The organism is Luteimonas dalianensis (assembly GCF_049339425.1).
GTDB lineage: Bacteria > Pseudomonadota > Gammaproteobacteria > Xanthomonadales > Xanthomonadaceae > Luteimonas > Luteimonas dalianensis.
In genome coordinates, this window is sequence record NZ_JBMPPO010000002.1 from 162,922 (window position 1) to 184,286 (window position 21,365).

General features: G+C 71.5%; 16 protein-coding genes. 6 read left to right on the top strand and 10 right to left on the bottom strand.

Going from position 1 to position 21,365, the window contains the following annotated elements; genetic code table 11:
- Positions 1-52: 52 nt before the first annotated feature.
- Positions 53-847, bottom strand: a complete 795-nt coding sequence (locus ACOZ90_RS02990; protein ID WP_422892150.1) for a rhomboid family intramembrane serine protease — start codon at positions 845-847, stop codon at positions 53-55.
- A gap of 71 nt (positions 848-918) precedes the next feature.
- Here ACOZ90_RS02990 and ACOZ90_RS02995 point away from each other — a divergent pair, with 71 nt between their 5' ends.
- A complete protein-coding gene (locus ACOZ90_RS02995) occupies positions 919-2,088 on the top strand; it encodes a class I SAM-dependent rRNA methyltransferase (protein ID WP_422892151.1) in 1,170 nt (389 codons plus the stop codon).
- A 44-nt stretch (positions 2,089-2,132) separates the two neighbouring features.
- Positions 2,133-4,211, top strand: a complete 2,079-nt coding sequence (locus tag ACOZ90_RS03000; protein ID WP_422892415.1) for an NHL repeat-containing protein — start codon at positions 2,133-2,135, stop codon at positions 4,209-4,211.
- 9 nt (positions 4,212-4,220) lie between these two features.
- Here ACOZ90_RS03000 and ACOZ90_RS03005 read toward each other — a convergent pair whose 3' ends face one another.
- Both ACOZ90_RS03005 and ACOZ90_RS03010 read right to left on the bottom strand, forming a co-directional pair.
- Positions 4,221-4,589, bottom strand: a complete 369-nt coding sequence (locus ACOZ90_RS03005) for a DUF488 domain-containing protein (RefSeq protein ID WP_422892152.1) — start codon at positions 4,587-4,589, stop codon at positions 4,221-4,223.
- 48 nt (positions 4,590-4,637) lie between these two features.
- Positions 4,638-5,744 (bottom strand): alpha/beta fold hydrolase, encoded by a 1,107-nt coding sequence (locus ACOZ90_RS03010; RefSeq protein WP_422892153.1) that lies wholly within the window; start codon positions 5,742-5,744, stop codon positions 4,638-4,640.
- A gap of 134 nt (positions 5,745-5,878) precedes the next feature.
- On the opposite strand from ACOZ90_RS03010, the gene ACOZ90_RS03015 reads away from it, so the two are divergent.
- The gene (locus ACOZ90_RS03015) at positions 5,879-7,231 is read left to right on the top strand and encodes a DNA recombination protein RmuC (RefSeq protein WP_422892154.1); all 1,353 of its coding nucleotides are present in this window, start codon (positions 5,879-5,881) and stop codon (positions 7,229-7,231) included.
- A 5-nt stretch (positions 7,232-7,236) separates the two neighbouring features.
- Here ACOZ90_RS03015 and ACOZ90_RS03020 read toward each other — a convergent pair whose 3' ends face one another.
- The 7 genes from ACOZ90_RS03020 to fabG form a co-directional block, all read right to left on the bottom strand.
- The gene (locus tag ACOZ90_RS03020) at positions 7,237-8,355 is read right to left on the bottom strand and encodes an MlaA family lipoprotein (RefSeq protein WP_422892155.1); all 1,119 of its coding nucleotides are present in this window, start codon (positions 8,353-8,355) and stop codon (positions 7,237-7,239) included.
- A gap of 26 nt (positions 8,356-8,381) precedes the next feature.
- Positions 8,382-8,699 carry an STAS domain-containing protein gene (locus tag ACOZ90_RS03025; protein WP_422892156.1) on the bottom strand — a complete coding sequence of 106 codons (318 nt, stop codon included), beginning with the start codon at positions 8,697-8,699 and terminating at the stop codon, positions 8,382-8,384.
- A complete protein-coding gene (locus tag ACOZ90_RS03030; protein WP_422892157.1) occupies positions 8,686-9,339 on the bottom strand; it encodes an MlaC/ttg2D family ABC transporter substrate-binding protein in 654 nt (217 codons plus the stop codon). The genes ACOZ90_RS03025 and ACOZ90_RS03030 overlap by 14 nt, the downstream gene beginning before the upstream one ends.
- Positions 9,336-9,890 (bottom strand): outer membrane lipid asymmetry maintenance protein MlaD, encoded by a 555-nt coding sequence (gene mlaD, locus ACOZ90_RS03035; RefSeq protein ID WP_422892158.1) that lies wholly within the window; start codon positions 9,888-9,890, stop codon positions 9,336-9,338. Before mlaD ends, ACOZ90_RS03030 begins: the two co-directional genes overlap by 4 nt.
- Before the next feature lie 13 nt (positions 9,891-9,903).
- Positions 9,904-10,650, bottom strand: coding sequence for an MlaE family lipid ABC transporter permease subunit (locus ACOZ90_RS03040; RefSeq protein WP_422892159.1), 747 nt, complete (start codon positions 10,648-10,650; stop codon positions 9,904-9,906).
- Positions 10,650-11,438 (bottom strand): ABC transporter ATP-binding protein, encoded by a 789-nt coding sequence (locus tag ACOZ90_RS03045; RefSeq protein ID WP_422892160.1) that lies wholly within the window; start codon positions 11,436-11,438, stop codon positions 10,650-10,652. Before ACOZ90_RS03045 ends, ACOZ90_RS03040 begins: the two co-directional genes overlap by 1 nt.
- A gap of 141 nt (positions 11,439-11,579) precedes the next feature.
- The gene (gene fabG, locus ACOZ90_RS03050; RefSeq protein ID WP_422892161.1) at positions 11,580-12,335 is read right to left on the bottom strand and encodes a 3-oxoacyl-ACP reductase FabG; all 756 of its coding nucleotides are present in this window, start codon (positions 12,333-12,335) and stop codon (positions 11,580-11,582) included.
- Positions 12,336-12,431: 96 nt separating this feature from the next.
- Between fabG and recC the strand changes: the two genes are divergently transcribed.
- Genes recC through recD form a run of 3 tightly spaced genes read left to right on the top strand, consistent with a single transcriptional unit; the run spans position 12,432 to position 21,252 of the window.
- The gene (gene recC / locus ACOZ90_RS03055; protein WP_422892162.1) at positions 12,432-15,815 is read left to right on the top strand and encodes an exodeoxyribonuclease V subunit gamma; all 3,384 of its coding nucleotides are present in this window, start codon (positions 12,432-12,434) and stop codon (positions 15,813-15,815) included.
- The gene (locus ACOZ90_RS03060) at positions 15,812-19,441 is read left to right on the top strand and encodes a UvrD-helicase domain-containing protein (RefSeq protein WP_422892163.1); all 3,630 of its coding nucleotides are present in this window, start codon (positions 15,812-15,814) and stop codon (positions 19,439-19,441) included. Before recC ends, ACOZ90_RS03060 begins: the two co-directional genes overlap by 4 nt.
- Entirely contained in the window at positions 19,438-21,252 is a 1,815-nt protein-coding gene (recD, locus tag ACOZ90_RS03065; RefSeq protein ID WP_422892164.1) for an exodeoxyribonuclease V subunit alpha, read from the top strand. The genes ACOZ90_RS03060 and recD overlap by 4 nt, the downstream gene beginning before the upstream one ends.
- Positions 21,253-21,365 lie beyond the last annotated feature (113 nt).

Consider the following 21,365-nt stretch of genomic DNA (forward strand, 5'->3'; position numbering starts at 1 on the left):
CGAGTCTAGCGGACGCCCTTAGGATCGCGCCATGCGCGCGCATGGCGCGATCCTACAGCGGGGGTTCGTCCTGCTTCGAGCGGCGGGGGCGGAATTCGAGGATCTGGCCGCGGCGGGGGTCGTCGCGCTCCCACAGCACCGGCACGTCTTCCGGCGCGCCGGGTTCGAACTGGTCGCGCTCGTGCGCGGCATCGCGTTCGGCCTGCTCCTCCTCCAGCTCCCAGCTGTAGCGGCGGCGCGGCGGCATCGGGTCGGCGCGGCGGAACAGGAAGGCCGCCAGCACCCCGCCAACCGCCCCGCCCAGGTGCGACTGCCACGACACCCCCGGCTCCTGCGGCAGCACCGTGAGCAGCATGCCGCCGTAGAAGAAGAACGCGATCATGCCGGCCGCCACCGAGGGCCGGTCGCGGCGCAGCAGGCCGAGCACGAACAGCAGGAACATCAGCCCGTGGGTGACCCCGCTGGCGCCCAGGTGGCGCGAGCCGGGATCGCCCAGCCACCACGCGCACAGGCCCGCGCCCAGCCACATCAGCGGCAGCGCCCGCGGCATGGCCCGCGGATACAGGGTCAGGGCCAGCGTGCCCAGCAGCAGCAGCGCGCCGGTGTTGGCCATCAGGTGTTCGGGCGAGCCGTGCAGCAGCGGCGCGGTGAGGATGCCCAGCAGTCCTTCGACCGAACGCGGCGCGATCGCGAACGGCCGCCAGTCGCCCATGGCCTGCAGCCCGAACACCACCGCCAGCACCGCGGCGAAGGCCAGGGAGAGCTTGAAGGCGGTGCCCAGCCTGCGCCGGTCTGCCGCGCGCTGGGCCTTCGGATCCGCCGGGGCCTCGGGCAGGTGCAAGTCCATGCCCCAACCATGGCGGCAAACTCCCCCGATGCAAGCCTCGCCGGCGGGGCAATCACCGTAGAATCCGTGCCATGGACTCCCCGATTCCCACGGTCAGGCTGAAAAACGCCTGGCGCTCGTCCCATCCCTGGATCTTCCAGCGCCTGGTGGAAAAGCCCGCCCAGCGGCCAAAGCCCGGCAGCATCGTCGACGTCGTCGGCGTGGACGGGGAGTGGATCGGGCGCGGTTTCTACAACGGCCATTCGCGCATCGCCATCCGGATCCTGGAAAAGGATCCGGACGTGGCCGTCGACGCCGCCTGGTTCGCGCGGCGGATCGGTGAAGCGGTGCGCCTGCGCCGCGAGGTGCTGCGGCTGGACGAAGTGTCCGACGCCTGGCGCGCGGTGCACAGCGAGGGCGACGGCCTGTCCGGGCTGGTGGTCGACCGCTACGCCGACCTGCTGGTGGTGGAGTTCTTCTCGGCCGGCATGTTCCGCCACCGCGAGTGGATCTTCGACGCCCTGCGCGAGCACTTCCCCGGCTGCCGCTTCCACGCCTCGGCCGACGAGCACGTGCAGAAGCAGGAGAGCTTCGATTTCCGCGGCAGCGTGCCGGCCGAGCCGGCGCTGATCACCGAGCACGGCGTGCGCTTTCGCGCCGACCCGGCCGGCGCCCACAAGACCGGCTTCTTCGCCGACCAGCGCGACAACCGCGACTGGCTGGCCCAGCGCTGCGTAGGCAAGCGCATGCTGGATCTGTGCTGCAACACGGGCGGTTTCGGCATCCATGCCGCCGCCCGCGGGGCCGGCGAGGTGACCGGCATCGACATCGACGACGCGGTGCTGGAGATCGCCCGCGAAAACGCCCGGCTCAACGACGCGAAGCTGCGCTTCGTGCAGGCCGACATCTTCCCCTGGCTGCGCGACGCCGCCGCCCGCGGCGACGCCTGGGACGTGGTGGTGCTGGATCCGGCCAAGATGACCCGCGACCGCAACCAGGTGATCCCGGCGCTGAAGAAGTACCTGGACATGAACAAGCTGGCGCTGGGCGTGGTGAAGCCGGGCGGGCTGTTCGCCACCTTCTCGTGCACCGGGCTGGTGAGCGAGGAGCAGTTCCTGGACATGCTGCGCCGGGCCGCGTTCTTCGCCGGGCGCACGGTGCAGGTGCTCAAGGTGGCCGGCGCCGGCGCCGACCATCCGTTCCTTGCCGACGTGCCCGAGTCGCGCTATCTGAAGGCGGCCTTCTGCCGCGTGCTGGATTGAACCGCCGCCGCCGCCGCGCGCTGCGTCCGTGGGCGCGGCGGGCGATGGCCGCCATCGTGGCGCTGGTGCTGCTGGCGCTGGCGGCGACCGTGCTGTGGATGCCGCGGCCGCCGGCATCCGATCCGGGCCCGCCCGCGACCGCGTTCGACTGGCAGGCACGCGTCGAGCTGCTGGCCGGCGACGGCCACCGCGGCCTGCGCGACGGCCCGCTGGTGCGGGCGCGTTTCGACGAGCCCTGGGGGCTGGTGCGCGGCCCGGGCGGGAGCCTGTTCATCGCCGATGGCGGCCAGGCCAACCGCATCCGGCGGATCGGGCCGGACGGGGCCGTGGTCACGCTGGCCGGCGGCGCGGAAGGGTTCGCGGACGGTGCCGGGGAGCAGGCCCGGTTCCATACCCCGTCCGCGCTGGCGGTGGACGCCCGGGGCAACCTCTACGTGGCGGATACCGGCAACCACGCTGTTCGAAGGATCACGCCCGGCGGCGTGGTGACCACGCTTGCCGGTGACGGCATCGCGGGCTTTCGTGATGGCGCCGGGCAGCAGGCGCGCTTCCACGGGCCGATGGGCGTGGCGGTGGACGGGGCCGGGCGGGTGTTCGTGGCCGATACCTGGAACGACCGCATCCGGGTGATCGAGCCCGACGGCAGCGTGCACACCCTTGCCGGCGGCGAAGGGCCGGGCTTTCGCAACGGAGTGGGCCACGCGGCGCGCTTCGACACGCCCACCTCGCTGGCCCTGGACGCCAGCGGCCGGCTGTGGGTGGCGGACACCGGCAACGCCGCGCTGCGCCGGATCGATCCGGACGGCGTGGTGGACACGTGGCGGCCGTCACCGTGGGAAGACGCGAAGGTACGCCTGGGCCGGCCGCTGTCGCTGGCCGCGACCCACGACGGCCACCTCTACGTGGCCGAACTGTCGCCCGGCCGGGTGCTGCAGCTGGATCCGCACGGCCGCGTGCGGGCCGTGTTCGGCAACGACGGCGCGCGCTGGTTCGCCCGGCCCTCGGCGCTGTGGCTGGACGCCGACGGCAGCCTGCTGGTCGCCGACGCCGCCGGCCACCGCCTGCACCGGCTGGCGCCGCGTGCGGCCGGCGCCGTCGACGGCCCGGTCGGCCCCAGTCCCGAGCGCCTGCTGCCCCACACCGGCGGCCGCTGGCCGTTCGCGCCGCAGGACGGCTGGCACGAGGTGGTCGGCACCCTGGGCGAGGTGCGCGGCAATTTCCGCGGTGAGAGCCGCAGCCACCTGCACAACGGCCTGGACATCCGCAGCGACGTCGGCGCCCGGGTGCTGTCGATCGCCGACGTGAAGGTGACCTCGCCGCGGGCGGCCTGGAGCTTCGGCGGCCAGGCCGAGGGCATCGGCACCGATGAGCTGAGCTACCTGCACCTGCGGGTCGGGCGCACCCCGGACGGGCGCAACCTGGATCCGGACAAGTTCCTGTTCGTCGAGGATGAAGACGGCCGCACCGTACGGGTGCGGATCGCGCGCGGCACCCGCTTCGCCGCCGGCGAGGCGCTGGGCACCACCAACGCCCAGGCCCACACCCACCTGATCGTCGGCCCGTACGGCCACCAGCTCAATGCGATCCGGCTGGGCCTGGTGAACTACGTGGATACCGTGGCTCCACGGATCGACGCCGTGTCCCTGCTCGACGAACACGACCGGCCGATCGTTGAGCGCGAAGAAGGCCGGGTGCTGGTGCCGCAGGGGCGCGGTGTGCAGATCGTGGTCGAGGCCTGGGATCAGGTGGACGGCAACCTGGCGCGCCGGCGCCTGGGCCTGCACCGGGTCGGCTGGCAGCTCCTGGCCGCGGACGGCGCCATGCTGCCCGGCCACGCCCGCCCTGAAATGAACATCGACTTCTCGCGCATGCCGCCGTACCCGGACGCGGTGAAGGTGGCCTACGCCGCCAGCAGCGGCATCACCGTGCACGGCGCCGCCCGCACCCGCTTCCTGTACGTGGCCAACAACCGCGTGCGCGCCAACGAAATGGCGGTCGTGCCCTGGCAGCCGTCGGAGCTGCCGCCCGGCGATTACATCATCCGCGCCTTCGCCGAGGACGCCGCCGGCAACCGCGCCCTCGGCAATCACGACCTCCCCATCACCATCGTCCCCACCCCGTAAGACGCGCTCCTACCGGGAGAGGTATTCGACCAGGGCGACGGCGTTGTTGTGCGCTTCGTCGCGGGCGCCGAACAGCAGGGTGGCGCGCTTCACGCCGCGCAGCTCCGAATACAGCGCCTCAAGCCCTTCGCCGTTGTCGTCGAGCTCCTTGAAATAGCGCTCGCGGAATTCTTCCCAGCGCGCCGGATCGTGCCCGAACCACTTGCGCAGCTCCGTGCTGGGCGCGACCTCCTTCACCCACGCGTCGGCCCCGAGCTTCTCCCTGGTGATCCCGCGCGGCCACACCCGATCCACCAGCACCCGGCGGCCGTCGCCGTTCGCAGCGGCCGCGTAGGCGCGCTTGGCGGCCAGTTCGACGGTGGTGCCTGCCTTGCCCATGCCCCAGTGTCGCCGGCCATCGCGAACCCGGCGTGAAGCGGCGCGGCGTTACTCCTCCGCCAGCGGCCGCACGTGTTCGAGCAGGCTGACCAGGAACCTGCCCGGCTCCTCCCACGGCGGCATGTGGGCCGAGCGTTCGAACCACACTGCCTGCTTGTACGGCGCCTCGACGCGCTGCAGCCATTCGGCCGTCAGCTGCGAGGGGGTGGTGTAGTCGTGCCGGCCCATGAACATCACCACCGGGACCGGGAATTCGCGCACCGGATTGAAGTCGACCTGGACGAACTCGTCCAGCACCCGGCCCAGGGTGAACAGGCTGCCGGCGTTGAGCGCGGCGCGGTCGTCGGCGTCGTAGTCGGGCGAGAGCCGCGCCGCGCCGTAGAACCACAGGTTGGTCTCGTCCCGGAACGCGGCCATGCCGCCGTAGTGCTGCGGCCACTTGCGCGCGGTGACGATGCGCTCGCGGGTGATCGGTTCGTCGCCCGGGTACGGCATGATCGACTCGATCTCCGCCACCGCTTCGGCGTTGCCGTGCCGCCGCGCCTGCTCCAGGCCCCAGGCGATGCTCAGCCGCTCGTTGTCGCGCACGTTGATCACCTGGCCGATGCCGACGTAGGCGTGGAACAGGTCCGGCCGCTGCCGCGCCGCGTGCATGGCCGGGATCGTGCCCCAGCTGTGCGCCATCAGCACCAGCTTGTCCTTGCCCAGCTTGTCGCGCGTGTGTTCGGCGACCTCGATCAGGTCGGCGACGAACTGCTGCACGTGGATGGTGTCGGAGACTGCATCCGGATCATTGGCGGCGTAGGTCTTGCCCGCCCCGCGCTGGTCGTAGTTGACCATGGTGAAGTAGTCCTCCAGCGGGCGCTGGAACTGCCACAGGCTAGGGATGGTCGGCGTCGCCGGGCCGCCGTGCACGAACAGGATCACGGGGTTGGCCCGGTCCTGGCCGCGGATGCTGATCCACTGGTCGATGCCGCCGATGCGCGCGGGGTAGGTCTCCTGCACGCCGTCGGGGCCGGGGATGCGCATCAGGTCCTCGACCACCGCGCGGGCGCCGGCGACATCGTCACCTGCCGGCGCCTGTGCGTGCGCCAGGCCGGGTGCGGACGACAGGCACAGCAGGGCCAGCAGGAGCGCGGGGAATGTGCGTGACATGGGTCCTCCGGGGGCAGTCCGTGACGGTGGCGCCAGTGTCCGCCGATGCGTGCGTCGGTGCATGGATCATCTGTCACGCGGTCGTCCGGGCCACCCGGCGCAGCCGGTGAGACGGCGGCAGCTACACTGGCCGGATGGACAGCCAGAACCTTCTCATCGTGATTGTCGTGCTGCTGGTGGCAGCCGTCGCCCTGCTGCTGATGCTGGTACTTCGGCGTCCGGAAGCCCGCCTGGAGCAGGCGCTGCGCGAGGAGCAGCGCGAGGGACGCGGCGAGCTGCGCCAGCAGCTGGAGGGGCTGTCACTGGCCCAGGAGCAGCGCATCGACGCCTTCGGCGGTCGCCTGAACGAGCTCACCGTGCGCACCGACCAGCGCCTGGACGTGCTGCGCGATTCGCTCACCGAAGACGCGCGCAAGGCGCGCCTGGAAGGCGCCGAGGCGCAGCAGCGCTTCGCCGACGGCCTGGGCCAGCGCCTGAACGAGCTGGTGCAGCGCAACGAGCGCGGCATGTCCGAGATCCGGGCAACCCTGGAAAAACAGCTGCAGGCGCTGCAGGCCGACAACGCGCAGAAGCTGGAGAAGATGCGCGAGACCGTGGACGAGAAGCTGCAGTCCACCCTCAACACCCGCCTGGACTCCTCGTTCAAGCTGGTGTCCGAGCGCCTGGAGCAGGTGCAGCGCGGGCTGGGCGAGATGCAGCAGCTTGCGACCGGCGTGGGCGACCTCAAGCGGGTGCTGAGCAACGTCAAGAACCGCGGCGGCTGGGGCGAGGTGCAGCTGGAGAACATCCTGGAACAGGTGCTGATCGCCGAGCAGTACGAGCGCGAGGCCCGGGTGCGGCCGGACTCCGGCGAGGCCGTGGATTTCGCCATCCGCCTGCCGGGCCGGCGCGACGACGACACGCCGGTGTGGCTGCCGGTGGACGCCAAGTTCCCGCGCGAGGACTACGAGCGCCTGCTCGACGCCCAGGAGCAGGGTGACGCGGAAGCGGTGCGCACCAGCGGCAACCAGCTCGAGCGCGCGATCCGGGTGCAGGCCAAATCGATCAGCGAAAAGTACGTGGCGCCGCCGCACACCACCGACTTCGCGGTGATGTTCCTGCCCACCGAGGGCCTGTATGCGGAGACCATCCGCCGCCCCGGCCTGGTCGACACCCTGCAGCGCGAGCACCGCATCGTGGTGGCCGGCCCGACCACCTTCACCGCCCTGCTCAACAGCCTGCAGATGGGTTTCCGCACCCTGGCGATCGAACAGCGCTCAAGCGAGGTGTGGAAGCTGCTGGGCGCGGTCAAGAACGAGTTCGGCAAGTTTGCAACGGTGCTGGAGAAGACCCACGGCCAGCTCAACACCGTGCAGAACAGCATCAAGCAGGCCGGCGTGCGCACGCGTGCGATCGAACGCCAGCTCAGGGACGTGGAGGCATTGCCGGGAGCGGAGGCCGAGCAGCTGCTGGGCGAGGACGCCTCCGCGGGCGACGACCCGGACTGACCGGATCAGATATCCGGGATCGGCACCGGCATCGCGTCGGCCGGGACGGTCGGGTTGGCTTCGTCGTCGAGCAGGTAGTCGGGCAGCAGGTATTCGTCGTCCGCTTCCACCCGGTCGCCGTGGATCTGGTAGTTGCGCCGCTGCAACCAGGCGTCGCGCACCAGTGCGTACTCGTCGGCGGCACCCTCGCGCATGCGGTCCACCGCCATCAGCTGGGTGCGGATGTCGACCAGCGCCAGGCCCTGCAGGCCGATCCGCGCGGCGTCGTCATCGAGCTGGCGGGTCGGCGAGAGCGGCGCGTCGCCGACCAGGCCGAACACGTCGCGCACCGTGCGCGGCCCGAACAGCGGCAATTCAAGATACCGCGAGCTCTCCCAGCCCCACAGGCCCAGGGTCTGCCCGAAATCCTCGCTGCGCAGCGGGATGTTGGCATCGCTGGCCGGGTCGAAGATGCCGCCGATGCCCAGGGTGAAATTGAGCACGAACCGCCCCAGCGACTGCGCGGCCTGTTTCGGCTTGCCCTGCAGCAGCGCGTTGACCGCGCTCACCGGCTGGCCCAGGTTGGTGAAGAAGTTGCCCACCCCCAGCCGCACCGGCCGGGGAGCCACCTTCACGTAGGCGCGCGCCAGCGGCAGCGCGACGGTGCGGTCGATGGCGTTGTTCACCGCGTGCATGCGGCGGTTGAACGGCTCCCACGGGTCGTAGCTGGCCGGCATCTGCGCCGACGGCGGCAGCGTGGGGTCGGCGACCGGGTCGTAGGGCCCTTCGCCGTAGATCGCGGCGTAGTCGAGCTCGGCCTGGGTGGGCGCCTGCCCGTTGCCTGCGGCTCCGGCGGGCGGCGTTTCGTAATCCGCAGCGGCCACAGGCTCGACGGCGGCATCGACGGCGGGTGGCTGCACCGTTTCGGCGGCGATCGCCACTTCACCGTGCGCGTGGTCGACGGCCTCGGCCGGCTTGCCCGCAGCCACCGCGCCATCACCATCGGCAGCGACAGCCGCCGTGGCAACGGGTGCCGGTGCCTGCGCGCGCACCCGGTCGCCGCCGGAGCAGGCGGACAGGGCCAGCGCCAGCACCGCGGCGGTGAACGGCAACAGCCGGCTGGATGTCGGCAAACGTGTCTTCATCGGGTCGGGACGTCCTTTCCTTGGGTCTACGCCGGTTGCCCCGCCGGCCGGCCTTCGCCGAAGGCCAGCGAGGGCGAGAGCCGGTAGGCGGCGCACAGCTCCTCCAGCCCCTCCGGGTTGCCGGCGGTGTCCAGCCCGCCGCCGGCGCGAACCGACAGCGCCGAGAGCAGGGCCAGTCCGGCGCTGTCGATGCGCGGCACCGCGGCCACGTCCAGCCGGCACACGCCGTCCAGGGACTTCACCGCGTCCGGCCACAGGCCGGCGATGGCGTCGCGCAGCAGGGCGCCGGAGAACACCAGCGCCTCGCCTTCGCGGCGTACCGAGGCGCGGTCAGAGCCCGGCATCGGCCTGCACCCGGCCGCTGCGCAGTTCGTCGGCGACCTGGCGGATGGACTTGTTCTGCAGCTCGTTGTCGAACTGGCGGCGGAACGTGCTCACGAAGCTCACGCCCTCCACCTGCACGTCGAACACCTTCCACTGGCCGCCGCTCTGGCGCATCAGGTAGGTGACCGGGATCGGCTCGCCGCCCTGGCGCAGCAACTCGCTGGCCACGCGCACGCCCAGCCCGCGCGGCAGCGCGTTCTCCGAGACGATCCGCACCCGCAGCCGGGTATTGAAGTCCAGCAGCGAAGAGCCGTATCGGCGCAGCAGGCTGGATGCCAGCGCGTCGGCGAAGTAGGCGATGTCGGCGTCGTCGGCACCGCGGCCGTGGCGGCCGAGCACCTGGCGGGCGGCGTAGTCGCTGTCGAACATGGTCTCGAACTCGGACTTCACGAACGCCTCGAGCGCCGCGCGGTCGTTGCTGAACTCGGCACGGCGCTCCTCGATCGTGGCCAGCACGCGCTGGGTGTTGTCCAGCACCAGTTCGCTGGGCGAGCCCTGCGTGCGCGCGTCGGCCTGCTGCGCGGACTGTGCCAGCGCCAGCGAAGGCGCCGCGGCGAGCAGGGCGGAGGCGATGATCAGGGGGAAAATGGATTTCTTCATTGGTCTTGCTCCTCGGGGGCAGGAAGCGGTTCGGGGGCGAAGATGTCGTCGGCGGGCGCCGGCTGGGCCGCGTCATCGCCGCCGCCGGGCCCGCTGAACATGTAGCGGCCGACCATCTGGATCAGGTCGACCGCCGGGGTGGTGAAGGCGATCTCCTCGCCCGGCTGCAGCGACTCCAGGTCGCCGCCCGGCTGCAGGTCGACGTAACTTTCGCCCAGCAGGCCGCCGGTGAGGATGGTGGCCGAAGTGTCGATCGGCAGCTCGTTGTAGCGATTGTCGATGTCTAGGGTGACGATGGAGTCGAACCTGACCGGGTCAAGCTGAATCGAGCCCACCCGGCCGATCGTCACCCCGCCCACCTTCACCGGCGCCTGCGGGCGCAGCTGGCCCAGGTCGGTGAAGCGGGCGGTGACCGGATAGGTCTTGCCGCCGAAGCCGAAGCTGAAGTTGTTGTTGGTCGAGGCGATGGCCAGCACCAGCAGCGTGGCCAGGGCCAGCAGCAGGAAAGCGCCGACGGCGAACTCGATGCGGGGGCCGCGGGACTGGCTCATGGAAGTCTCCGGATCAATACAGGAACGCGGTGAGGACAAAGTTGAACATCAGCACCAGCAGCGAGGCGTTGACCACCGCGCGGGTGGTGGCCACCGAGGTGCCTTCGATGGTCGGCTCGGCGTGGTAGCCCACGTAGGACGCCACCAGCGCCGCGGTGCCGCCGAACACGGCGGCCTTGACGAACGCGTTGACGAAATCCTTGCGGAAATCCACCGCGTCCTGCATCGCCTGCCAGAACATGCCCGAGTCGATGCCCAGCACCTGCACGCCCTGGAACCAGCTGGTGGCGATGGCGAAGCTGCAGAAGAAGCCGGTGAGCAGCGGCACCGTGATCACCGCCGCCCAGAAGCGCGGGGCCACGGTCTTGGCCACCGGGTCGATGGCCATCAGGCCCAGCGCGGTGATCTGGTCGGTGGCGCGCATCAGGCCCAGCTCGGCGGCAATTGATGAACCCGCCCGGCCCACGAACAGCAGCGCCGTGAGCACCGGCGCCAGCTCGCGGTACAGCCCCAGGCCGATCAGGATGCTGACCTGGTTGGTGGCGCCAAAGGTCTCCAGCCCGCGATAGGCCAGCAGGGTGAGCGACAGGCCCACGAAGGCCCCGCCCACGGCGATGATCGGCAGCGAGCGGCCGCCGATCTTGTAGATCTCGCGCACCAGTTCGTTGAAGAAGTCGGCGGTCGGCTTCGAGGCGCGCAGCACCGAGAGCGAGAACAGCCCGGCGCGGCCGACGGAACGGGCGGCATCGGCGAAGGCCATCAGGCGGCCCTCTCGCGCGGCGCGGCGTCGAAGGCGATGGGCCCGTCCGGGCGGCCCTCCAGGAACTGGCGCACCAGCGGGTCGCTGCTTTCGTGCAGCTCGGCCGGGGTGCCGGAAAAGACGATGTTGCCGTTGGCCAGCACCAGCGCCCGGTCGGCGATCTCCAGGCTTTCGCGCACGTGGTGGGTGACCACGATGCTGGTCAGGCCGAGCGTTTTGTTCAGGCGCGAGATCAGGCCCATGATCACCCCGATCGCGATCGGATCCAGCCCGGTCAGCGGCTCGTCGTAGAGCATCAGCGGCGGATCCAGCGCCAGCGCCCTGGCCAGCGCGACGCGCCGGGCCATGCCGCCGGACAGCTCGCGCGGATACAGGTGCCCGGAGGTGCGCAGGCCCACCGCGTGCAGCTTGATCTCCACCAGCCGGTCGAGCACCTCGACCGGCAGCTTGGTGTGGGTGCGCAGCGGCAGGGCCACGTTCTCGGCCGCGGTCAGGTCGGTCAGCAGGCCGTTGTGCTGCAGCAGCATGCCGATGCCCTTGCGCAGCTCCAGCAGCGCGCGCTGCTTGCGCGGCACCGGCTGGCCCAGCACCTCGATGCTGCCCGCCGCGATCGGCAGCTCGCCGGTGATCGCCGCCAGCAGGGTCGACTTGCCGCAGCCCGACGGCCCCAGCACCGCGGTCACGCTGCCGCGCGGCACGTCCAGGTCGATATCCGACAGGATCGTGCGCGGGCCGCGGTCGAGGCGGACGCCGGAGAGGCGGACGGCGATGTCGTTGGCTTCGGGCATCGGCGGGTATCGGAATGCTGCGGGCGAGCGTCGACTGCGAAGGATCGCAGGCGCACCCTGAATGCAGGGTCTACTAATGTACCAGCCGGTACAGGAATGGCCGCACCCCCGGGCGGGATGAAGCGTCCCGCCGCGCGTGGCCTACAGCAGCGCCTCCGGCGACTCGGGCAGGATCTGCCCGCCGTCGACCACGATGGTCTGCCCGGTGATGAACTTGGCCTCGCGCGAGGACAGGAACGCCACGGCGTGGCCGATGTCCTCCGGCGTGCCCAGCGTGTGGGTGGGGATGATCGCGCGCTGCTGGTCCAGGTAGGCCTCGCCCTGCGCCTTCAGCCCCTCGGTGAGGATGTTGCCCGGCTGCACCGCGTTCACGGTGATCCCGCGGTTGGCGTACTCCAGCGCCGCGCTGCGCATGAAGCCCAGCTGCGCCGCCTTGCTGGCGCCGTAGTGGCTCCAGCCCGGGAAGCCGGTGATCGGCCCGGTGATGGAGGAGGTGATCACCACCCGCCCGTAGCCGCGCGGCGCCATCGCCTTCAGCGCCGCCTGCACCACGAAGAACATGCTCTTCACGTTGACCGCCTGCATGTGGTCCCAGTCGGCCTCGGTCATCTCCTCCAGCGTGGCCTGCGGGAAGATGCCGGCGTTGGACGCAAGGATGTCGAGCTGGCCGCATTCGGCCACCACCTCGTCCACCACCGCCCGCACCCGCGCCTGGTCGGTCACGTCGAGCTGCTTGAACACGCCGCCGATGTCCTGCGCCGTTGCCGCGCCGGTGTCGGCGTTGATGTCCGCCACCACCACCTTGGCCCCGGCCTTCGCCAGCACCGCGGCAATGCCCTTGCCGATCCCGGCCGCGCCGCCGGTCACCAGCGCCACCTGCCCAGAGAGGTCAAACATGTCCACGCTCCATAACCAAGGGGAAAACCCGAGTATCGCCCGGAACCGCGCGCGTCTCCGGAATTGCGAACGGCCTCCGGCACAATGGGCGCATCCATGACCACGCCCGCCGCGCCCGACTTCCGCCTCTACCACTCCAACTCGCTGGAGGTGCTGGCGGGGATCCTGGCGGAAATCCTGCGCACGCCGCCGCCGGGCGCCTCGCCGCTGGCGCCCGACGTGGTGCTGATCCCGCAGGTGGCGATGCGGCGCTGGCTGCAGGCCACCCTGGCCGCGCGCCACGGCGTGGCCGCGAACATCGAGTTCCTCACCCCCGGCGAATTCGTCGGCCGCGCGCTCAAGGCGAACCTGGACGCCGAGGGTGACGAGCTAGATCCCGAGACCCTGCACTGGCCGCTCTACGCCGCCCTCACCGATCAGGATCTGCTGGCCAAACCGCCGCTGGCCGCCATCGCCGCCCACGTGCAGGCTGACGACCCGCTGCGCGCCTGGTCGCTGGCCGGCGAGCTCGCGCAGGTGTTCGGCAAGTACCAGGCCTGGCGGCGCGACTGGCTGCTGCGCTGGGAGGACGGCGCCGATCCGGAGGATCCGCAGGCGATCCTGTGGCGGCGGGTGGCGCGCGGCAAGGCGCATCGCGCGCGCCGGATCCAGCAGTACCTGGACCGGTTCGAAGCCGCCGATCGCCCACGGCCCCAAGGCCTGCCCGCGCGCCTGTCCGCCTTCGCCACCCTCAACGTCTCGCCCGACGTGCTGCGGGTGATCGCCACCCAGGCCCGCGCCGGCACCCTGCACTGCTTCGTGCCCTCGCCGGTGAAGGACTACTGGGGCGACCTGCAGAAGGTGCGGGACGTGCCGGAATCCGAACTCGCCACCGAAGGCGCCCTGCTGGCCGGGGGCGAGAGCCGCCTGCTGCAGGCCTGGGGCGCGGCCGGCGTCGACTTCATGCGCCTGGTGGGCAATTACGAAGTGGTCCACGCCTCGGCCGAGTTCGCCGCCCACGCCGACCCGGCCGACAGCGGCGGCGCGCTGCAGGGCAGCCTGCTGCGGCGGCTGCAGTCGGACCTGTTCCACCGCCGCGGCGCGCCCGGCTTTCCGCTGCGCGAGGAAGTCGACCGCGCCGATCCCAGCCTGCAGCTGCACGCCTGCCACACCCGCCTGCGCGAGCTGCAGGTGCTGCGCGACCAGCTGCGCGCGCTGTTCGACGACAAGCGATTCGACCCGCCGCTGCAGCCGCGCGAGGTCGCGGTGCTGGCGCCGGACATCGACCCCTACCTGCCGTACCTGGACGCGGTGTTTGGCGACCGCGCCGGCACCGACGCCATTCCCTACGCGCTCGCCGATGCCAGCCCGCTGGCCAACGAGCCGCTGGCCGAAGTCTTCCTGCGCCTGCTGGCGCTGCCGGTCTCGCGCTTTGGCCTGCATGAAACCCTGGACCTCCTCGCCAGCCCCGCGCTGGCCGAGGCCAACGGCCTGGACGCGCCCGCCATCGAGCGCCTGCAGGGCTGGCTCGATGCCGCCGGCGCGCGCTGGGGCCTGGACGCCAGCCACCGCGCCCGCTTCGACGCGCCCGAGGACGACGCCTACACCTGGGCCTTTGCGCTCGACCGCCTGCTGCTCGGCCACGCCAGCGGCAGCGACGCGCTGATCCGCGCCAGCGATGGCCGCCTCGTGGCGCCGCTGCCGGAGCTTGAAGGCGGCGCGCTGGAAGCCCTCGACACCCTGGTGCGCCTGCTGCGCGTGCTCGCCCGCCACGCCAGGGTGCTGGACGAGGCGATGACGCCCGCACAGTGGCGCGAGCGCCTGCTGGAGCTGCTCAAGGCGCTGCTGCCCAAGCCACCCTCCAGCCCCGCCAGCCAGCGCGCGCTGGACCGCCTGCGCACCCTGGTGGACGAGTTCGCCAAGACCGCTGGGAAGGCCGGCTTCGACGCCCCGGTGCCCGCCGAGGCCGTGCGCGCCCACTTCGGTGCGGTGCTGGCCGAGGCCGACGTGCGCGCGCCGCTGCTCACCGGCGGCATGAGCATCGCGCGCATGGTGCCGATGCGGCTGCTGCCGTTCCGGGTGATCTGCGTGCTGGGCATGAACGACGCCGAGTTCCCGCGCCGCGATCCCGCCCCCGGCCTCAACCGCCTCACCGCCGAGCTCGGCACCAAAAAACGCCGCGCCGGCGACCGCTCCACCCGCGACGACGACCGCTTCCTGTTCCTGCAGCTGTTCACCGCCGCCCAGGACGTGTTCTACGTGAGCTGGCAGGGCGCCGACCCGCGCGACGGCAGCGCCCGCGAGCCCTCGGTGCTGGTGTCCGAGCTGATCGACGCCGCCGCCGCCCAGCACGCGCCCGATGCCGAGGCCGCCAAAGCGCTGGTGGTGCGCCACCCGCTGCAGCCGTTCTCCCCGCAGGCCTTCGGCTCCAGGGACGAGCCGCGCCGCTTCTCCTACCACGCCCGCTGGCAGCAGGCCGCCGCCGGCGCCGCCGACCGGCGGGTGCCGCTGCCGCCGTGGTTCGCCGGCGAGCCGTTTGAGCGCGACGAGGAAGAACCGGAGCTGTCGATCAACGTGCTGCGCCGCTTCCTGCTGAACCCCGCCGAATCCCTGCTCGAGCGCATGGGCATGCGCCTGGTGGAAGTGGAGGCGCACGGCGACGACCTCGAGCCGCTCGCCGGCCCCGAAGGCGGGCTGGAGCGCAGCATCCTGCAGCGCGCGCTGTTCGACGAGCTGCTGCACGGCCGCGACGAGGACGCCATTCACGCGTCGCTGCGCGCCCGCGGCCTGCTGCCCTCGGGCGCCGCCGGCCGGCGCGTGCTGGCCGACCAGCGCGAGCTGCTGCAGCCGTGGCTGGAAGCCTTCGCCGCATGGCGCGGAGATGCGCAGCCAGAGTCGCTGCCGGCCGAAGTGGAGATCGACGGCGTGCGCGTGCATGGCCGCATCCAGGACGTGTATCCGCACGGCATCGCCCGCCTGCGCTTCGGCAAGCCCAACGGCCCCAGCGTGATCCGCAGCGGACTGGACTGGCTGCTCGCGCGCGCCGCGGGCATCGATCTCCCGGTGGTGGATTTCCATGACGGCGGCGACGCCGGACCCGGCCCGCACCAGCGCGAGGCGATTTCGCAAGAGCAGGCCCGTACCGCCCTGCGGGAATTGTTCGCCGTGCGGGCGATGGGCCTGCGCGAGCCCCTGCTCTACGCGCCTTACAGCGCGTGGTGCTTCGTCAACGCCGACAACTTTGACCCCGGCGTGGACGCCGCCCGCAAGCAGTGGCACGGCAGCGGCGGCTTCGGCGGCTTTGCCGAAGGGCAGGGCGATGCGCTGCGCCAGGTGCTGCGCGGCTGCGATCCGTTTGCGGATGACGAATCCGTGCTCCGCTTCGCCGATGTCGCCCTGACCGTGTTCGTCGCCCTGCGCGACGGCGTGGTCCACGGCGGCGTCGATCCGGCCTCACTCGCGGGCCTGGCCCGTCCGCACGAGCCGGAGGACAGCGAATGAGCACGCCGGATCCCTACCTGAGCCAGGAACTGAAGGGCGTGTGGGCCATCGAGGCCTCCGCCGGCACCGGCAAGACCTTCACCCTCGCCACCCTGCTGGCGCGGCTGGTGCTTGAGGAAGACCTGGGCGTGGGCGAGATCCTCGCCGTCACCTTCACCGAGGCCGCCACCCAGGAGCTGCGCGCGCGGGCGCGCCAGCGGCTGGTGCTGGCAGCGGACGTGGCGGCGGAAGCGCCGCTTGGTGACTCCCCGGAAGCCACGCTGATGCAGGCGCTGATCGACCAGCATCTCGCGCAGGGCAAGGAAACCCGCGACGCCCTGCGCCGCCGCCTGCGCCGCGCCGCCGACGACATCGACATGGCGGCCATCTTCACCATCCACGGCTTCTGCGCCCGCGTGCTGCGCGAGCACGCGCTGGAAAGCGGGCAGGGCTTTGATCCGCCCGAGCTGCTGCCCAGCGACGCCGACCTGCGCGCCGCCATCGCCGCCGACCTGTGGCGCGCCCACGCGGTGGACGCCGATACCGTCGACGACCTGCATGCGCTGTGGCCGCCGGGCCCCGATGCGCTGGCGAAGGACCTCTCGCCGCTGGTGCGCGAGGACAAACTGTTGCCGGAGCCCCCCGACGACCTGCCCGACCCGGGCCCGATGCTCCGCGCCGCCGCGGAACAATTCGCCGAAGCCGCCCGCACCCACGGCGATGGCTTCCGCGATGAGTTGTTGCGCGCCGCCGAAAGCAAGGTGCTGAAGGGCGGCAGCTACAAGGCCGAGTGGATCCAGGACCTGTTCGACCAACTCGCGCGCTGGTGCACGCGCGCCGACGCCGGCACCCGCTTCCACCACGCCAAGCTCGGCAACCTGCATCGCGCGACCCTGCTGAAGGGCACCAGCAAGGCCGGCGCCGGCCGCACTCCGGACTCACCGCTGTGCGATGCGGTGGAGGAATATGCCGCGGCTCTCGCCGAGGTCGACCGTATGCGCGAAGGCCGCCAGACCGCCCTGCTGCACCGCCTGCGCGAAGACGCGCGCCGCCGCCTGCACCGCCACAAACAGCAGGCCCGCGTGCACACCTTCGACGACCAGATCGACCGCGTGGCCGAGGCGCTGGATGGCGAACACGGCCGCGCCCTGGTCGAGCGCCTGCGCGGGCAGTACCGCATCGCCCTGGTGGACGAGTTCCAGGACACCGACCCGCGCCAGTGGAAGATCTTCAACCGCGTGTTCGGCGCCGACAGCGAACAGCCCGCGCTGTTTTTGATCGGCGACCCCAAGCAGGCCATCTACGGCTTCCGCGGCGGCGACGTGGAGACCTACCTCGCCGCCAGGCAGACCGCGCAGGAGGCCCCGCCGCTGGGGCACAACTTCCGCTCGCGCCCGTCCGTGCTGCAAAGCATCGAGGCGCTCTACGCCCAGGCGCAGGACGCGCACGCCGCCGATCCGGAGAAGATCGCCCCGCCCTTCATCGACGATCGCATCGCCTTCTACCCCGTGCAGCCCGGCGGCAAGCGCGAGGACGCCGAGTACCAGCGCGGCGGCAAACCCGCCCCCGCGCTCACCCTGTGGCGCGCCCCGGAGCCGACCGAGACCGATCGCCAGGGCAACCCCAAGCCCTACAGCGCCGGGCAGTCGCGCGAGCTGGCCACCCGCGCCTGCGTCGCCGCCATCCACCGTGTGCTCACCGAGGCGCGCGCCGGCACCGCCACCATCAAGGGCAAGCCGGTGCGCCCCGGCGACATCGCGGTGCTGGTGCGCACCCATCGCGAAGCCATGCAGATGCGCGATGCGCTGGCCGCCGTGGGCATTCCCGCAGTGGCGGCCGGCAGGCAGAGCCTGTTCGGCACCAGCGAGGCGCGCGAGCTGCACACCCTGCTGCAGGCGCTGGTGCACGGCGCCGACGACCGCCGCCTGCGCGCGGCCCTGGCCACCGTGCTGGTGGGCGAGGACGCGCACGCCATCGCCGCGCTGGACGCCGAAGGCGACGTGCTGCAGCAGAAGCAGCTCGAGGCCCTGGCCTGGCGCGAGCGCCTGCAGCGCGGCGGCCCGCTGGCGCTGGTGGGCGGGCTGTGCGCGCAGCACGCCCCGCGCCTGCTCGGCCTGATGGACGGCGAGCGCCGCCTCACCAACTACCTGCAGCTGGCCGAACACCTGCAGGAAGCCCAGCGCACCGCCCTGGGCCTGCACGGACTGCTCGATTGGCTGGCGCGCGCGATTGCCGAGGCCAACGATAACGACGAGGCCCAGCTGCTGCGCCTGGAGTCCGACGCCCGGCGCGTGCAGATCGTCACCCTGCACAAGAGCAAGGGCCTGGAATACCCGCTGGTGTTCCTGCCCTACGTGGGCATCGGCGGCAAGCCGCGTTCCCACGGCGGGCGCGTGGTGGTGCACGGCGACAACGGCCGCGAGCTGCACTGGAAGCTGCAGGAAGAGACCAGCGGCTGGGAGGAGGCCTGCGAAGCCTGGCGCCGCAGCCAGCGCGCCGAGGACGCGCGCCTGCTCTACGTCGGCCTTACCCGCACCCGCGACGCCCTGTGGCTGGCCACCGGCCATTTCTACGCCAGCACGCAGTCGCCGCTGTGCCAGATGGTGGGCATCCCGGAAGCCCTGGCCGCGCGCGTGCCCGATGCCATCGCCATCGACGACGTCCCGCCGCCCCGCGACCTGCCCTGGCTCGGCGCCGAGCTGGCGGAAGACGTGCCCCCGGCCCGCACCGCAAAGCGCCCGCTCGCCAGCGACTGGTGGGTCTACAGCTTCACCCAGCTCGCCCGGGCGGAGGCCGGCCACGACACCTCCAGCGCCGCCACCCAGCCCGCCCCCGGCGGCCGCGACGAGTCGCACGTGGATCCGGATGCCGCTCCCATCGAGCTCTCCGAGACCGACCGCAAGTTCAGCGGCGCCCGCTTCGGCGTGGTGCTGCACGAGGTGTTCGAGAACGCCGACTTCGCCGCCTGGCAGGGCTGGCGCCCCGGCGACGACGCCCCCGAAGGCGAGCTGAAGAAGATCACCGACGCCCAGGGCAAGGGCGGCTATCCCGCCGAAGACATGGAGGAGGGCATCGCCGTCATCACCCCCATGATCGGCCACACCCTCACCGCCACCCTGCCCGAAGGCACCGCGCTGGCCGCCGTGCCGGAAGACCACCGCCGCGCGGAAATCGAGTTCCAGTTTTCGCTTGCGCCCACCCGCGTCGATGACTTGCTGGCCCTGCTGCACCGCCACGGCCTGCTCACCAGCCGCCAGGGCTTTGGCGCGCGGCGCAGGCTGGAAGGCCTGATGACCGGCCTGATCGACCTCACCTACCTGCATGACGGCCGCTGGCACGTGCTCGACTACAAATCCAACCGCCTGCCCGGCTATGGCCCCGCCGAGCTGGAGGAGGCCATGGCGCACAGCGAGTACGGCCTGCAGGCGCTGATCTACACCCTGGCCCTGCACCGCTGGCTGCGCTTCCGCCTGGGCGATGGCTACGACTACGCGCGCGACTTCGGCGGCGCCCGCTACGTGTTCTGCCGTGGCGTGGACGCGACCGGCAGCGAAGGGCAGGGCATCCACGCCTGGCGCTTCGAGCCCGAGCTGGTGCACGCGCTCGACAAGCTGTTTGCCGGCGAACCGCAGGAGGCCGCCGCATGAGCCTGCTCAAGGCCCTCACCAGCGCCGGCGCCCTGCGCACCCTCGACCACGCCCTGGCCGAAAGCCTGCGCCGGCTGGACCCCGACACGCCCGACGCCGTGCTCGCCGCCGCCGCCCTGGCCTCGCTGGCCGTGGCCGAAGGACACGCCGGCTTCGACCCCGCCGAACCGCAGCGCCTCATCGAAGCCCCCATCGACTGGCCCACGCCGGACGCCTGGCGCCAGGCGCTGGAATCCTCGCGCTGGGTGGCCTGCCCGCAGGCCGGCGACGCCGAATCCCCCGCCGACGCTCCGCTGGTGTTCGAACACGGCCTGGTCTACCTGCGCCGCTACCGCGAGTACGAGCGCCGCCTGGCCGAGGGCCTGCGCCGCATCGGCAGCGCCACCCCGCACGTGGCCGCGGAAGCCGGCGAAGCCGGCCCGGCCCAGGTGCCGGACCACCTCGCCGACCTGTTTGCCCGGCTCTTCCCCGAGGCCGCCAGCGGCGAGGACATGCAATCGCGCGCCGCAGCCGCCGCGCTCCACCACAGCCTGCTGCTGGTCACCGGCGGCCCCGGTACCGGCAAAACCACCACCATCACCCGCATGCTGGTGCTGCTTGCCGCCCAGGCCCGCGAGGCCGGCGCCGCGCCGCCGCGCATCGCCCTGGCCGCGCCCACCGGCCGCGCCGCCGAACGGATGGCCGAGAGCGTGCGCCACGCCGTGCAGGCCCTGCCCGCCCTGGGCGTGGACGAGGCCCTGTGCGTCCAGCTCCCCACCGCCGGCACCACCCTGCACCGCCTGCTCGGCACCATCCCCGACAGCCCGACGTTCCGGCACCACGCCGACAACCCGCTGCCGTTCGACGTGGTGGTGGTGGACGAAGCCTCCATGATCGACCTGCCGCTGATGGCGAAGCTGGTGGACGCGGTACCGGATGGCGCGCGGCTGGTGCTCCTTGGGGATCCCGATCAGCTGCCCTCGGTGGAGGCGGGGGATGTGCTGGCGGGCATCCTTCGTGCCGCGGAAGCCAGTAGGGACAGTGGCAATTTTCCCGCGCGCCACATCCATCTCACTCGCGGGTATCGCCAGAGCGCGGAACTCGACCTTGCACCGCTCGCGGCGGCTGTGCGCGAAGGTGATGCTGAGAGCGCGATCTCACTGCTGCGCAGCGGCACCCTTTCCGGCGTCCGCTTCCACGAAGGTGACGCCGATCCGCTTCGGACGCACCGCGACCACCTGCTGGCGCACTGGCAATCACTGGCAGAGGTGGATGATCCGACAGAAGCACTCGCCCGGGTGAACTCCCTGCGGATCCTCACCGCCGTACAGGAGGGCCCCCAAGGCGCACGCAGCTTAAATGCGCGTGTCGAGGAGATGCTTGTCGATGCGAAGGATGGCACCGCCCGAGCAGCCAAAGGTGACCGCTACTTCCATGGACGGCTGCTCCTCATTACCGAGAACAGCTACCGCTATGGATTGTTCAACGGCGACGTTGGCATCTGCCTGCAAGACGGGAGGGGGGCGGTCATGGCATGGTTCGCCGGCGAGGAGAGTCCTAGACCATTCCACCCGGCGACATTGCCGGGCCACGAGGGTGCATTTGCGACCACGGTGCACAAGTCGCAGGGCAGCGAGTTTGACAAAGTGTGGTTGGTCTTACCGGGGCGTCTCAACCGCGTGATGTCGCGGGAGCTGATCTACACGGGAATAACCCGAGGGCGCGTGCAGCTTCATGTGGCGGCAAGTAAGGACCCTCTCATGCGCGCGCTAGGTCGTACGACCCAACGTGAATCTAGGTTGGAGCGAAGAATGAATGTTCGAAAGAGGTGAGTTTCCAAACGGTGTAAAACCGCTATCATAAGCTTTGCGGTATCGGGAACCGTCAAAGCGTGAGCGGCGAACTTACACGTCCGTATCAACTAATCGCTCGGCTCAATAGAGGA

Excerpts from the sequence above, each read along its gene's own strand:
- fabG (WP_422892161.1), bottom strand. The coding sequence starts at position 12,335 with ATGTTTGACCTCTCTGGGCAGGTGGCGCTGGTGACCGGCGGCGCGGCC.
- ACOZ90_RS03045 (WP_422892160.1), bottom strand. The coding sequence starts at position 11,438 with ATGCCCGAAGCCAACGACATCGCCGTCCGCCTCTCCGGCGTCCGCCTC.
- ACOZ90_RS03030 (WP_422892157.1), bottom strand. The coding sequence starts at position 9,339 with ATGAAGAAATCCATTTTCCCCCTGATCATCGCCTCCGCCCTGCTCGCC.
- ACOZ90_RS03010 (WP_422892153.1), bottom strand. The coding sequence starts at position 5,744 with ATGTCACGCACATTCCCCGCGCTCCTGCTGGCCCTGCTGTGCCTGTCG.
- ACOZ90_RS03040 (WP_422892159.1), bottom strand. The coding sequence starts at position 10,650 with ATGGCCTTCGCCGATGCCGCCCGTTCCGTCGGCCGCGCCGGGCTGTTC.
- mlaD (WP_422892158.1), bottom strand. The coding sequence starts at position 9,890 with ATGAGCCAGTCCCGCGGCCCCCGCATCGAGTTCGCCGTCGGCGCTTTC.
- ACOZ90_RS03060 (WP_422892163.1), top strand. The coding sequence starts at position 15,812 with ATGAGCACGCCGGATCCCTACCTGAGCCAGGAACTGAAGGGCGTGTGG.
- ACOZ90_RS03000 (WP_422892415.1), top strand. The coding sequence starts at position 2,133 with ATGGCCGCCATCGTGGCGCTGGTGCTGCTGGCGCTGGCGGCGACCGTG.
- ACOZ90_RS03005 (WP_422892152.1), bottom strand. The coding sequence starts at position 4,589 with ATGGGCAAGGCAGGCACCACCGTCGAACTGGCCGCCAAGCGCGCCTAC.
- ACOZ90_RS02995 (WP_422892151.1), top strand. The coding sequence starts at position 919 with ATGGACTCCCCGATTCCCACGGTCAGGCTGAAAAACGCCTGGCGCTCG.
- ACOZ90_RS02990 (WP_422892150.1), bottom strand. The coding sequence starts at position 847 with ATGGACTTGCACCTGCCCGAGGCCCCGGCGGATCCGAAGGCCCAGCGC.
- ACOZ90_RS03015 (WP_422892154.1), top strand. The coding sequence starts at position 5,879 with ATGGACAGCCAGAACCTTCTCATCGTGATTGTCGTGCTGCTGGTGGCA.
- recC (WP_422892162.1), top strand. The coding sequence starts at position 12,432 with ATGACCACGCCCGCCGCGCCCGACTTCCGCCTCTACCACTCCAACTCG.
- ACOZ90_RS03025 (WP_422892156.1), bottom strand. The coding sequence starts at position 8,699 with ATGCCGGGCTCTGACCGCGCCTCGGTACGCCGCGAAGGCGAGGCGCTG.
- recD (WP_422892164.1), top strand. The coding sequence starts at position 19,438 with ATGAGCCTGCTCAAGGCCCTCACCAGCGCCGGCGCCCTGCGCACCCTC.
- ACOZ90_RS03020 (WP_422892155.1), bottom strand. The coding sequence starts at position 8,355 with ATGAAGACACGTTTGCCGACATCCAGCCGGCTGTTGCCGTTCACCGCC.